Source organism: Cronobacter sakazakii (genome assembly GCF_000982825.1).
Classification (GTDB): Bacteria; Pseudomonadota; Gammaproteobacteria; order Enterobacterales; family Enterobacteriaceae; genus Cronobacter; species Cronobacter sakazakii.
Genome location: NZ_CP011047.1, coordinates 2,099,742 through 2,111,893, shown reverse-complemented (window position 1 = coordinate 2,111,893; position 12,152 = coordinate 2,099,742). Strand labels below are relative to the sequence as shown.

Sequence of the window (12,152 nt, the reverse complement as noted above, 5' to 3'; positions counted from 1 at the left end):
CTGCCATTGTTATTGGTTATGTTAAGCCACAGGAATATACGCAAAAACGCGCGCCGCCAGAAGCGGGATTATTGAGTCACCCAGAGCGTCGGCCAGGCGTCCGGACCGTGCCAGTTGTCGCAGCTTGGCTCTTCGGCGTAACGCACCAGGCGAAACCGCTGGCCGTCGAAGCGCCAGCGCGTCGCGACGCCGCAGTCGCCGAGGCCGCGGCCTTTGGAGAGCGTGGTCAGTTCTTTGGTTTTTTCATCGAAGCTCGCGTTCATCAGCTCCAGCTCTTGCTCTTTATCGGCAGGCAGGAACGGCAGGCGCAGGCGCACCATGCGCGAGGCAAACGGCTTCTGGCGCGACACCAGCCAGGCGAGATCCACCGTGTTGTAAGCACCCGCTTCACAGCTGATTATCATCAGCGCCGTGTCGTCAGTAAGCGCGGAAATACGCACTTCGCGGCGCATCGGATCAAGCGAGCACTGGCTGTTGGTCATCCGCCAGGTGCCGTAATCGAGCAGTTCGTTCAGCTCGTCGTGAGAGAGCGGCGTCGGCGTCGGGTTGGTGATTTTGACGCCCTTTAACGCAGGCGCAGGCGGCACGCTGAGCGGCGGGTTGTTGCCCTTTTTGATCCACGCGGTTTCGCTGCCGACGCGCTTTTGCTGGGCGTCGATAAACAGCAACGCGGCTTTCAGCCCGTCGAGCGACAAACGCCCCGGCCCGTCTTTCAGCGTAATGACCGACGATTCTTTAATCTGATCGAGAAAATCGATAATGGTAGTCGGGTCGTCCGTCATCAGGCGGCGCGGCATATCACGCCATTTGCTGCCCGCCGGCACCAGCGTTTTGCCATCCAGCAGGAGACGCGGGGCAAGCGGCGGTGCTTTATTCACGGCGGCCTCCGGTTTGCCCGCCTCGATGCGCAGCGACGCGTCGGGTTTCGCACCGGCGCTGCGCGACAGCGTCATCACCAGATCCTGATGGCCGCCGATGTTACGGGCCGTGCAGAAATTCTGGTTATTGCAGGTCACCTGCCAGTCACTAAAAATCTTCTGCGCGGGCGCAGCCCAAAGCGGCGAGGCGAGCAGCAAAGAACAGCTAAACAGTGACAGCAGACGAAAAAGCATGAACGGCGCGTATCCCGGGCGTAAACAGCGGTAGAAGAAACGCGCCTATCTTCGTTGCCCTGCACGGGCGGCTCAATCGGATTTATCGGATAGCAATATCCGTAATACCGCCTCTTATTGTGAGGGAAATCAGTCCATTATTCCGCGTAGCTGAAGATGCTGAAGCAGCAGCACCGTTTTCGCATCGCGAATCACGCCTTGTCTGACTTTTTCCAACGCTTCACTGAAGGGCATTTCCAGCACTTCTATCTCTTCATCTTCCACGCCGCCGCCTTCGTTCGCGCGTGAGGCATCGTCATATTCCGCGATGAACAGATGAATGAGTTCGGTAACGCCGCCGGGGGAGGTATAAAGCTCAAAGACTTTCTCCGCCGCGTTCACGCGGTAGCCGGTTTCCTCAATGGCCTCTTTGCGAATACAGACTTCCGGCTCGTCATCGTCAAGAAGCCCCGCACACGCCTCAATCAGCATCCCGTCCGGGTTACCGTTAACCCAAGTGGCGACGCGAAACTGACGGATCAACACGACGCTTTTTTTCTCGCGGTTATACAACAGTACGGCAGCGCCGTTGCCGCGATCGTAGACTTCGCGCTTGTGGCGGACCACTTCGCCATCTTTTCGCGTCAGATCGTAGGTGATATTGCGCAGAACAAAGTAGTTTTCCGACAGAATTTTATCTTTTATCAGTTCGACATTTAACGACATAGCGACTCCATAAACGCCTGGTGTGGGGTGAATAGTACGACCCGAAACGCCATTTGTCGCCCCCGGCGCGTCGCCGGAATAACGGCGCTTTTTCCGGTATTCTGCCCATTGCCGGCGGCGTCTGGCGGTTAAGCTTACGCACAGGCTATGGTTTATCCAGCCGCAACGCAGAAAAAACCCACAGAGCGGAGTAAGCATGTCGCAAATTATCCCCTGGCACGTTCTTATCGTTGACGATCACCCGCTGATGCGTCGCGGCCTGCGACAGTTGCTTGAAACCGATGCGCGGTTTCGGGTGACGGGCGAAGCAGGCAGCGGCGAAGAAGCGATAGCGCAGGCGCGGGCGCTTTCCCCGGACGTCATTTTGCTGGATCTGAATATGCGGGGTTTAAGCGGGCTGGATACGCTGACGATGCTGCGCCGCGACGGCGTGAACGCACGGATTATCGTACTGACGGTCTCTGATGCGCAAAGCGATATTTTTGCCATGACCGATGCGGGCGCTGACGGCTATCTGCTGAAAGACAGCGAACCGGAAGCGCTGCTGGAGGCCATCCGGGCCGGTGCGGCGGGTGCTGGCGCGTTCAGCGAGCAGGTGCAGGCGTATCTGCTCGCGCGCAAGCCTGATGAGCAACGCGACGCGCCGTTTGCGCTGCTGACCGGGCGCGAGCTTGACGTGTTGCAGGAAGTGGCGCGCGGGCTCTCCAATAAGCAGATTGCGTCGGCGTTACAGATCTCGGAAGAGACGGTAAAAGTGCATATTCGCAATTTACTGCGCAAACTTAACGTGCGTTCGCGCGTCGCGGCGACCGTCCTGTTTCTGGGCTCCCGGAACGCGTAAGGGTCTGCGCGGCGTCGCGCGAGATAATTTACATTATCTCCTTATTTTCTCCACGTTTGTTGTGTGCCCTGAGGCTACAGTGATTGCGGCTACCAATAATAACGACGCTAAGCATTTAAGAGGTCCCGACTCGCATGGCGAATTTCTTTATCGATCGCCCGATTTTTGCCTGGGTGCTGGCAATTCTCATCTGCCTGACCGGCACACTGGCGATATTTTCACTTCCCGTTGAGCAATATCCCGAACTGGCGCCGCCTAACGTGCGCATCACGGCAAACTACCCTGGCGCCTCCGCCCAGACGCTGGAAAATACCGTTACGCAGGTTATCGAACAGAACATGACCGGCCTCGATAACCTGATGTATATGTCGTCGCAAAGCAGCGCCACCGGCCAGGCGACCGTGACGCTGAACTTCAAAGCAGGCACCGCCCCGGATGAAGCGGTCCAGCAGGTGCAAAACCAGCTGCAATCCGCGCTGCGAAAGCTCCCCCAGGCCGTACAGACGCAGGGCGTGACGGTGCGCAAAACCGGCGATACCAACATTCTGACCATCGCCTTTGTCTCCACCGATGGCAGCATGGATAAACAGGATATCGCCGATTATGTGGCGAGTAATATTCAGGAGCCGCTCAGCCGTATTAACGGCGTCGGGGATATCGACGCTTACGGCTCGCAGTACGCCATGCGCATCTGGCTCGACCCGGACAAGCTCACCAGCTTTCAGCTCACCACGGCGGATGTGGTGGCAGCGATTAAATCGCAGAACAGCCAGATAGCGGTCGGCCAGCTCGGCGGCACGCCGTCTGTGGATAATCAGGCGCTGAACGCCACCATCAACGCGCAGTCGCTGTTACAGACGCCGGAGCAGTTTCGCGCCATTACGCTGCGCGTGAATCAGGACGGCTCGACCGTCACGCTCGGCGACGTGGCAACCGTCGAAATGGGGGCCGAGAAATATGATTATCTGAGCCGCTATAACGGCAAAGCGGCCTCGGGGCTCGGCGTGAAGCTCGCCTCCGGCGCGAACGAGATGGAAACGGCGCAACTGGTGCTGAACCGCCTCGACGAGCTGTCGCACTATTTCCCGCACGGGCTGGAATATAAAGTCGCGTATGAGACCACGTCTTTCGTGAAAGCCTCGATTACCGACGTGGTGAAGACGCTGCTTGAAGCGATCGCGCTGGTGTTTCTGGTGATGTATCTCTTTTTGCAGAATTTCCGCGCCACGCTGATCCCGACCATCGCGGTGCCGGTGGTGCTGCTCGGCACTTTCGCGGTGCTCTACAGCTTCGGCTACAGCATTAATACCCTGACGATGTTCGCGATGGTGCTGGCGATAGGTCTGCTGGTGGATGACGCTATCGTAGTTGTGGAAAACGTCGAGCGCATCATGAGTGACGAAGGGCTATCACCGCGCGCCGCCACGCGTAAATCGATGGGCCAGATTCAGGGCGCGCTGGTGGGTATCGCCATGGTGCTCTCGGCGGTGTTTATCCCGATGGCGTTTTTCGGCGGCACCACCGGCGCGATTTACCGCCAGTTCTCCATCACGATTGTCTCATCGATGGTACTGTCGGTGCTGGTCGCGATGATCCTCACCCCTGCCCTGTGCGCCACGCTGCTTAAGCCGCTGAAAAAAGGCGAACACCACGGTTCGCGCGGGTTTTTCGGCTGGTTTAACCGCACCTTTGAGCGCAGCGCGCTGCGTTATGAATCCGCCGTAGGAAAAATTTTACAGCGCAGCCTGCGCTGGATTCTGCTCTACGCCCTGCTGCTCGGCGGTATGGTGTTTCTCTTTTTACGCCTGCCCACGTCGTTTCTGCCGCAGGAGGATCGCGGCATGTTTGTGACCTCGGTCCAGCAGCCCTCCGGCTCCACCCAGCAGCAGACGCTGAAAGTGGTGCAGCAGGTGGAGCGCTATTTCTTTGAGAAAGAAAAAGCCAACGTCGCCTCGGTGTTCGCGACCGTCGGCTCCGGCCCCGGCGGCAACGGCCAGAACGTGGCACGCATGTTTGTACGCCTGAATCCGTGGGAGGATCGCGACCCGGACACCGGCAGCGCGGATGCCATCATTGAGCGCGCCACGCAGGCTTTTCGCCATATTAAAGAGGCGCGCGTGTTCGCGAGCAGCCCGCCTGCCATCAGCGGCCTTGGCAGCTCCGCCGGGTTTGATATGGAGCTTCAGGATCACGCCGGGCTTGGGCATGACGCGCTGATGCAGGCGCGCGATCGCCTGCTGGACATGGCAAGCCAGGAGCCTGCGCTGACCCGCGTGCGCCACAACGGCCTGGATGACAGCCCGCAATTGCAGATAGACATCGACCAGCGCAAAGCCCAGGCGCTCGGCGTTTCCATTGACGATATTAACGACACGCTGCAAACCGCGTGGGGCTCAAGCTATGTGAACGACTTTATGGATCGCGGGCGCGTGAAAAAGGTCTATGTGCAGTCGGCCGCGAAATACCGGATGCTGCCGGAAGATATTACGCGCTGGTATGTGCGCAACCAGGCGGGTGCAATGGTGCCGTTCTCGGCCTTTGCGACGTCGCGCTGGGAAACCGGCTCGCCGCGCCTTGAGCGCTACAACGGCTATTCAGCGCTGGAGATTGTCGGCGAGGCGGCGCCGGGCGTCAGTACCGGCACCGCGATGGACGTGATGGAGAAACTGGTGAGCCAGCTGCCGACCGGCTTTGGGCTGGAGTGGACAGCGATGTCGTACCAGGAGCGGCTTTCCGGCTCGCAGGCTCCTGCCCTTTACGCGCTCTCGTTGCTGGTCGTGTTCCTGTGCCTGGCGGCGCTGTATGAGAGCTGGACGGTGCCGTTCTCGGTGATGCTGGTGGTGCCGCTCGGCGTGATTGGCGTACTGCTCGCCACCTGGCTGCGCGGGCTTGAGAACGACGTCTATTTCCAGGTGGGGCTGCTGACGGTCATCGGACTTTCCGCCAAGAACGCGATACTGATTGTGGAATTCGCCAACGAGATGAACAGCAAAGGCCACGAGCTTATCGCCGCGACGCTCGATGCCTGCCGCCAGCGCCTGCGGCCGATTTTAATGACGTCGCTGGCGTTTATCTTCGGCGTGCTGCCGATGGCGACCAGCAGCGGCGCAGGCTCCGCCAGCCAGCACGCGGTCGGCACCGGCGTGATGGGCGGGATGATCTCCGCAACGCTGCTGGCAGTTTTCTTCGTGCCGCTGTTTTTTGTACTGATCCGCAGACGTTTTCCGCTTAAGCCTGCGCCGGAAGAATAACCCCGAAAAGAAAAAGGCGACCTTAACGGTCGCCTTTTGGTATGTTCAGTGAGTGGAATCACTGCTGTGTGTCTATTAAAGCGATGTGCTCTTGCTTATTGCTGGACTTATTTACGAAGCATCGCTTCAATAAAATCTTTCCAGTTCCCCAGTTCATGTTCAATCATAATGACCTCTCTTATTATTGTTTGCATGGTACAAAAATAATGACGCGGAGTGAAGACAATTTAACCAATCGAATTGATAAGCCTCCCTCATGTATTTGTTATCGGCTTACAGTTCACTATGACGAGGATAAGTTTTCTGTTGTGTGACGGCTGGCAATATTCGGGAATTTTTTACTGAAAAAGAGGCAACCTGGCATGCGCATCATCACAAATCAAGACCATGAAACGCCTGACTGGCAGGCGCTGGCGACGCTGATTGAACGTGCGGGGCTCGGCGCGCGCGACCCGCACGAGGTCGAACGCTGCTACCGCAATAGCACCTTCTGCTGGTACGGATTTCACGAGGGAAAGCTGGTCGCGACCGCGCATGCGATTAGCGATCTGACATGGTCAAGTTACGTCGCCGATATTGTTGTCGATCCCGATTATCAGGGCCGCGGTTTCGGGGTAATGACTCCAACTTATTGATAGTGTTTTATGTTCAGATAATGCCCGATGACTTTGTCATGCAGCTCCACCGATTTTGAGAACGACAGCGACTTCCGTCCCAGCCGTGCCAGGTGCTGCCTCAGATTCAGGTTATGCCGCTCAATTCGCTGCGTATATCGCTTGCTGATTACGTGCAGCTTTCCCTTCAGGCGGGATTCATACAGCGGCCAGCCATCCGTCATCCATATCACCACGTCAAAGGGTGACAGCAGGCTCATAAGACGCCCCAGCGTCGCCATAGTGCGTTCACCGAATACGTGCGCAACAACCGTCTTCCGGAGCCTGTCATACGCGTAAAACAGCCAGCGCTGGCGCGATTTAGCCCCGACGTATCCCCACTGTTCGTCCATTTCCGCGCAGACGATGACGTCACTGCCCGGCTGTATGCGCGAGGTTACCGACTGCGGCCTGAGTTTTTTAAATGGCGGAAAATCGTGTTGAGGCCAACGCCCATAATGCGGGCGGTTGCCCGGCATCCAACGCCATTCATGGCCATATCAATGATTTTCTGGTGCGTACCGGGTTGAGAAGCGGTGTAAGTGAACTGCAGTTGCCATGTTTTACGGCAGTGAGAGCAGAGATAGCGCTGATGTCCGGCGGTGCTTTTGCCGTTACGCACCACCCCGTCAGTAGCTGAACAGGAGGGACAGCTGATAGAAACAGAAGCCACTGGAGCACCTCAAAAACACCATCATACACTAAATCAGTAAGTTGGCAGCATCACCCGGTTTCGGGAATCAATTAATGGACGAGATCCTCGAAACACTTTTACCTTTTGGTAAAGTTTTTATCTATGCAGTTTTAGATAAGGTCGCTTTTTATAAAAAATATCAATTCCGCGAATTAACCAGCGGAATGGTCTGCGCCACCGATGAAAAATTATTCAAAATGCACGAACAGGGATATATACGCTAACCATAATTGTCAGTGATGCGTTATATTAGCAGGCTATTGTTTACCCTATTATCTGTTCGGATAATTTGTTTAACTGGACCGATTTTGGACAAAAGGATTCAATTATGGTCGTGATGTACGGCATTAAAAACTGCGACACCATTAAAAAAGCCCGCCGCTGGCTTGAAAATAATCACGTCGATTATCAATTTCACGACTACCGTACCGACGGCCTTGATGCACAAATGATGCATAAATTTATCGCTGAGCTGAGCTGGGAGGCGCTGCTGAATACCCGCGGCACCACCTGGCGTAAACTCGACGAGGCGCAACGCGCGGCAATTACCGACGCCGACAGCGCGGCCGCGCTGATGCTGGAAATGCCGGCAATCATCAAACGACCATTGCTCTGCGCGCCGGGTAAGCCTATGCTGCTTGGTTTCAGTGAATCCACCTACCAGCACTATTTTAACGAGGTCTAGTGTTATGTCTTGCCCGGTTATTGAGCTGACGCAGCAGCTAATTCGTCGCCCTTCTCTGAGCCCCGATGACGCGGGCTGTCAGGCGCTGCTGATTGAGCGGCTGCAGGCCGTAGGGTTTACGGTTGAGCCGATGAATATCGGCGACACGCAGAATTTCTGGGCATGGCGCGGCACCGGCGAGACGCTGGCCTTCGCGGGGCATACCGATGTGGTGCCGGCGGGCGATGTCGAGCGCTGGATCAATCCGCCGTTTGAGCCGACCATTCGTGACGGGATGCTGTTTGGCCGCGGCGCGGCGGACATGAAAGGCTCGCTGGCGGCGATGGTGGTGGCGGCGGAGCGTTTTGTCGCGCAGCATCCGCATCATCGCGGGCGTCTGGCGTTTCTGATCACCTCTGATGAAGAGGCGAGTGCCACCAACGGCACCGTGAAAGTGGTCGAAGCGCTGATGGCGCGCGGCGAACGTCTCGATTATTGCCTGGTGGGCGAGCCCTCCAGCAGCGAAGTGGTCGGCGATGTGGTGAAGAATGGCCGTCGCGGCTCGCTCACCTGCAACCTGACCATTCACGGCGTGCAGGGCCACGTGGCATATCCGCATCTGGCGGATAACCCGGTACATCGCGCCGCGCCGATGCTCAATGAGCTGGTCGGTATCGAGTGGGATCGCGGCAATGAATTTTTCCCGCCCACCAGCATGCAGATCGCCAATATTCAGGCAGGCACCGACAGCAATAACGTGATTCCGGGCGATCTCCACGTACAGTTTAACTTCCGCTTCAGCACCGAGCTGACCGACGAGATGATTAAACAGCGCGTGGTGGCGCTACTGGAGAAATATCAGCTGCGCTACACGCTGGACTGGTGGCTCTCCGGCCAGCCGTTCTTAACCGCGCGCGGTAAACTGGTCGATGCGGTGGTGAACGCCGTTCACCACTATAATGAAATTAAACCGCAGCTGCTGACCACCGGCGGCACGTCCGACGGGCGCTTTATCGCCCGCATGGGCGCGCAGGTGGTGGAGCTTGGGCCGGTCAACGCGACGATTCACAAAATCAACGAATGCGTGAAAGCGTCCGACCTGCAGCTGCTGGCCCGTATGTATCAACGCATTATGGAGCAGCTCGTCGCCTGACGCGCGCTCTCAAGACGAGGATAACGTCATGGAATGGCTTGGAAAATATTGGTGGGTGCTGGTGCTGGTGTTTCTGCTCGGCGTCCTGCTGAACGTGATTAAAGATTTAAAACGGGTGGATCATAAGAAGTTTATGGACAACCGCCCGGAACTGCCGCCCCACCGCGATTTTAACGATAAGTGGGACGACGAAGACGACTGGCCGAAGAAGAAGTAAGCGCCTGCTTATTCTCTCCAGCCTCTCCGTCAGGCAGCCCGCCTGACGGAGCACTCGCGTTACATCATCTGAATCACATCGTCATCGCCAGGCTTACCGCCGCTTAACGCCTCATCAAAATAGTGCTTCGGCACGGTATAGCGCAGATGATCGAGTGCTAATTGCATGCTGCGGTTATCGATCGCATGCCCAAGATCTTCAACGATATCGAGCGTGACGTCGCCACCGGCGCGCAGCAGCGCATCCGCCGCCGCCTGAGCGTAGCGGGAATCGATTACTTCATCGTCTTCGCCGTGGATCAGATGCACCGTGGTGGCGGTTGTCGCCGACGTCGGCAACTCAGCAAAGCGCCCGTTAAACGCAATAACGCGAGAAGCCAGACCAGGCGCGGCTTTCACCCCTTCCAACACCATGATCGCGCCCTGCGAAAAGCCGATCAGCGCCGTGGCGGCCGGGCTAACGCCACTTTCGCGCTGCCAGTGGCGCACGGTGTCGATAAACGTCGGCATAATTTCATCCACCCGCTGCTGGCGGTTGGATTCGCTGACGCCCTGCACGGAAAACCACTCTCTGCCGGGTGCCGGACCGCTCGGCGCAGGCCCGCCGACGCTGACCACCAGCGCATCCGGGAACAGCGGCGCGAAATAGCTGCCTATCTCGCCCATCGCCACCGGGTTATCCCCGACGCCGTGGAACAGCAGCAGCAGTTGTCTGGCAGGCAGTTCAGGGCTCTGAACCACAAAATGATCATGTCTCATGGCACTCTCCTTCATGGGTTACAGCCAGTTTACGCCGGCCTGAACAGATGACCATCGCAATTCATTGATGGACTTAGTGGAAAAATTGCCATTGCATTAGTTGCGCGTTTAAGGTCGCGGCACGCGGCGCATCAAGCGCGTCCAGCGCCAGCGCGGTTTCCTGACGCAGCGCGGCAAGCAACGCCTTACGCCCGGAAAGCCCGAGCTTACGGCAGAGCACATCCACCGGCATTTGCAGCGCCAGCCGCCCGCGCAGCGCCTGCAACCCCTGCGGGCTCGCCTCAAGCAACCGGTAGAGCGGGCCGAGAGAGGTTTCCAGCGGGCGATGCGCGAACGCGAATCCGGCGAGCGCTAACCAGTCATCACTATTAAGGGTAGCCTGGGGGGCGGGCGTTAGCGGCAGCGTTTCATCCACCCAGCGCTGAAGCAGCGTCGCATCGCGTGCCAGCCGCTGGTGCTCTTCACGCACGAGCTGTGAGCCCGCCGCACTCAGCGCCACGAGCGCCATCGCGTTATAGCAGCCGCTGCTGGCCTCGCGATGGCTGCCAAAACGCACCAGCGTAAAACCGCAGCGCTGCCAGAAGCGCCACAGCGCAGGCGTATAGCCGAAACTCACGGAAAGATAGTCGCAGCCTTCAGGCGCTTGTGCGCGCGCCTGCTCAATCAACTGGCGTCCAATGCCTTCGCGCTGGCGGCCCGGATGCACCGCCACGCGGCTAACGCGCAGACCAACAAGCGTGGCCGCGAGCGGATCGCCGCCGTGCGCCGCCAGCGACTGCGCCACCAGATTGCCGCGCGGACGGCGATAACCGGCCCACACCGCCTGGCTCAGCGCTGCGTCAAGACCGCCTTCCGCCACTAACCACAGCGCGCCAACGGTCTCGCCGCCCGCCTCGGCGGCGATAAAAGACTGCCCCGGCGCATCCATCATCCGGCGCAGATCGAGCGGCGACGTGCGATAGTGCGCGCCCGCCAGCAGCCGGTACAGCGCGGCCGCGCGGTCGGGCCGGGTTTGCCAGTCGTTCTGCGAAACAGAATAAAAGCGTACGTCGCCTGCGGGCGTGCGGGCGAAATCGTCATCGTCAAACAGCAGCGCCTGACTGACCAGCCGCTCCAGCGGATCGTCCTGCGCCCAGCGCACCGGCGTACTCAACGTGCGGTAGCGCAGGCCGTCGATGCCCGCGCAGAATTTCAGCAGGAAACCGCGCCCGGTGCCTTCATAGCCCTGCACGGTGCTGGTCAGAAGCGTGGCGGGAAACGCCCGCACCAGTTTTTGCAGCACCGGGCCTGGGAGCGCCGCGGCTTCATCAATAACCAGCCAGTCGCAGGGCGCGAGCGTGCCATCCTCAAGCGCGGCCAGCAGCGCGTCTGGTGCCATGAAGACAAATTTCTCGCCCGCGTGCGCGGCGATAACCTCCGCCGAGGCGCGCGACGGCGCGGTCACCAGCGCCCTGCCCGGCAGCGCGCGAATAAACATGCCAGCGAGCGCCGATTTACCGCGCCCGCGCGCAGCGGTGATTACCGTCACGCCATTAGTGGTGGTTAATAACTCATCCAATAGCCGCGCCTGTTCCTGCTGCGGCTCGCCGCAGGCCGGGTGCCAGCGCGGGCGCGGCGCAGACGGGCTTAACGGTAACGGCTGCTCCTGACGCCAGCAGATAACATCAGGATCATCAAGAAAAAGCCGCTGAAGATGATGGATAAAATGCGGGGTAGAAATGGGCTCCCGGCTGTCGCTCCAGCGGCAGGAATCGTTATCCACGCGCGTGGGCCAGGCCTGCCACGGCGGCGTCAGCAGTACCAGCCAGCTGCCCGCTTTCAGCGTGCCTGCGAGCGCGGCAAATGCCGCAGCGTCAAAACCGCTACGGGCATCAAAGACCGCATGCAGGTATTCGCGCCCGAGCAGCGTATTGATAGCGCCCGGCGCGCCGTTGAGCGCCATCTCCGGCGCGGTGCCTACCCACAGCCAGTCGCCGGGTAGAGCGTTCGACAGCTGTCGCGCCTGCTGTGAGCTCCAGGTTTCATCACCGCTTAACACTAACAGGCGGCGGATGCCCGCCGCCGCCATCTGCGCCGTCAGCGTGGCGAGACTGTCATTCACGTC

At 58.8% G+C, this 12,152-nt stretch carries 11 protein-coding genes and 2 pseudogenes; 7 read left to right on the top strand and 6 right to left on the bottom strand.

What is annotated here, in order from left to right; translation table 11 throughout:
* Nucleotides 1-68: 68 nt before the first annotated feature.
* Both CSK29544_RS09905 and nudK read right to left on the bottom strand, forming a co-directional pair.
* A complete protein-coding gene (locus tag CSK29544_RS09905) occupies nucleotides 69-1,112 on the bottom strand; it encodes a DUF1176 domain-containing protein (protein WP_007893846.1) in 1,044 nt (347 codons plus the stop codon).
* Nucleotides 1,113-1,241: 129 nt separating this feature from the next.
* A complete protein-coding gene (gene nudK, locus CSK29544_RS09900) occupies nucleotides 1,242-1,817 on the bottom strand; it encodes a GDP-mannose pyrophosphatase NudK (RefSeq protein ID WP_004386542.1) in 576 nt (191 codons plus the stop codon).
* Between the two features lie 196 nt (nucleotides 1,818-2,013).
* On the opposite strand from nudK, the gene narP reads away from it, so the two are divergent.
* Together narP and acrD are read left to right on the top strand one after the other, a co-directional pair.
* Nucleotides 2,014-2,658: a nitrate/nitrite response regulator protein NarP gene (gene narP, locus CSK29544_RS09895; protein WP_007893849.1), complete on the top strand. Its 645-nt coding sequence runs from the start codon at nucleotides 2,014-2,016 to the stop codon at nucleotides 2,656-2,658.
* Between the two features lie 134 nt (nucleotides 2,659-2,792).
* Nucleotides 2,793-5,909, top strand: coding sequence for a multidrug efflux RND transporter permease AcrD (gene acrD / locus CSK29544_RS09890; RefSeq protein WP_029039419.1), 3,117 nt, complete (start codon nucleotides 2,793-2,795; stop codon nucleotides 5,907-5,909).
* Nucleotides 5,910-6,016: 107 nt separating this feature from the next.
* Here the strand turns inward: acrD and ypfM are convergent, their stop codons facing one another.
* Nucleotides 6,017-6,076, bottom strand: a complete 60-nt coding sequence (ypfM, locus tag CSK29544_RS24185; RefSeq protein WP_100207200.1) for a protein YpfM — start codon at nucleotides 6,074-6,076, stop codon at nucleotides 6,017-6,019.
* A gap of 195 nt (nucleotides 6,077-6,271) precedes the next feature.
* On the opposite strand from ypfM, the pseudogene CSK29544_RS09885 reads away from it, so the two are divergent.
* A pseudogene (locus tag CSK29544_RS09885) lies at nucleotides 6,272-6,523 on the top strand (GNAT family N-acetyltransferase); the annotation flags it as partial.
* Nucleotides 6,524-6,537: 14 nt separating this feature from the next.
* Here CSK29544_RS09885 and CSK29544_RS09880 read toward each other — a convergent pair.
* A protein-coding gene (locus CSK29544_RS09880; protein ID WP_095033700.1) for an IS1-like element IS1B family transposase occupies nucleotides 6,538-7,235 on the bottom strand; the annotation gives its coding sequence in 2 pieces (ribosomal slippage) (nucleotides 6,538-6,986 and nucleotides 6,986-7,235; 699 coding nt in all).
* Between the two features lie 56 nt (nucleotides 7,236-7,291).
* On the opposite strand from CSK29544_RS09880, the pseudogene CSK29544_RS24180 reads away from it, so the two are divergent.
* The 4 genes and pseudogenes from CSK29544_RS24180 to CSK29544_RS09860 all read left to right on the top strand — a co-directional run.
* Nucleotides 7,292-7,480: pseudogene (locus CSK29544_RS24180) on the top strand (GNAT family N-acetyltransferase); the annotation flags it as partial.
* A gap of 104 nt (nucleotides 7,481-7,584) precedes the next feature.
* A complete protein-coding gene (locus CSK29544_RS09870; protein WP_007900079.1) occupies nucleotides 7,585-7,941 on the top strand; it encodes an ArsC family reductase in 357 nt (118 codons plus the stop codon).
* 4 nt (nucleotides 7,942-7,945) lie between these two features.
* The gene (gene dapE / locus CSK29544_RS09865) at nucleotides 7,946-9,073 is read left to right on the top strand and encodes a succinyl-diaminopimelate desuccinylase (RefSeq protein WP_007900076.1); all 1,128 of its coding nucleotides are present in this window, start codon (nucleotides 7,946-7,948) and stop codon (nucleotides 9,071-9,073) included.
* 28 nt (nucleotides 9,074-9,101) lie between these two features.
* On the top strand, nucleotides 9,102-9,290 hold the full coding sequence (locus CSK29544_RS09860; RefSeq protein ID WP_007700459.1) for a YpfN family protein: 189 nt from the start codon (nucleotides 9,102-9,104) through the stop codon (nucleotides 9,288-9,290).
* 59 nt (nucleotides 9,291-9,349) lie between these two features.
* Here CSK29544_RS09860 and ypfH read toward each other — a convergent pair whose 3' ends face one another.
* Both ypfH and CSK29544_RS09850 read right to left on the bottom strand, forming a co-directional pair.
* Nucleotides 9,350-10,048: an esterase gene (ypfH, locus tag CSK29544_RS09855; RefSeq protein WP_007900072.1), complete on the bottom strand. Its 699-nt coding sequence runs from the start codon at nucleotides 10,046-10,048 to the stop codon at nucleotides 9,350-9,352.
* A gap of 73 nt (nucleotides 10,049-10,121) precedes the next feature.
* The gene (locus CSK29544_RS09850; RefSeq protein WP_007900070.1) at nucleotides 10,122-12,149 is read right to left on the bottom strand and encodes a tRNA(Met) cytidine acetyltransferase TmcA; all 2,028 of its coding nucleotides are present in this window, start codon (nucleotides 12,147-12,149) and stop codon (nucleotides 10,122-10,124) included.
* Nucleotides 12,150-12,152: the final 3 nt, after the last annotated feature.

Bases quoted from the DNA above. Each gene is read 5' to 3' on its own strand.
- CSK29544_RS09905 (WP_007893846.1), bottom strand. From the start codon at position 1,112: ATGCTTTTTCGTCTGCTGTCACTGTTTAGCTGTTCTTTGCTGCTCGCC.
- nudK (WP_004386542.1), bottom strand. From the start codon at position 1,817: ATGTCGTTAAATGTCGAACTGATAAAAGATAAAATTCTGTCGGAAAAC.
- narP (WP_007893849.1), top strand. From the start codon at position 2,014: ATGTCGCAAATTATCCCCTGGCACGTTCTTATCGTTGACGATCACCCG.
- acrD (WP_029039419.1), top strand. From the start codon at position 2,793: ATGGCGAATTTCTTTATCGATCGCCCGATTTTTGCCTGGGTGCTGGCA.
- CSK29544_RS09870 (WP_007900079.1), top strand. From the start codon at position 7,585: ATGGTCGTGATGTACGGCATTAAAAACTGCGACACCATTAAAAAAGCC.
- dapE (WP_007900076.1), top strand. From the start codon at position 7,946: ATGTCTTGCCCGGTTATTGAGCTGACGCAGCAGCTAATTCGTCGCCCT.
- CSK29544_RS09860 (WP_007700459.1), top strand. From the start codon at position 9,102: ATGGAATGGCTTGGAAAATATTGGTGGGTGCTGGTGCTGGTGTTTCTG.
- ypfH (WP_007900072.1), bottom strand. From the start codon at position 10,048: ATGAGACATGATCATTTTGTGGTTCAGAGCCCTGAACTGCCTGCCAGA.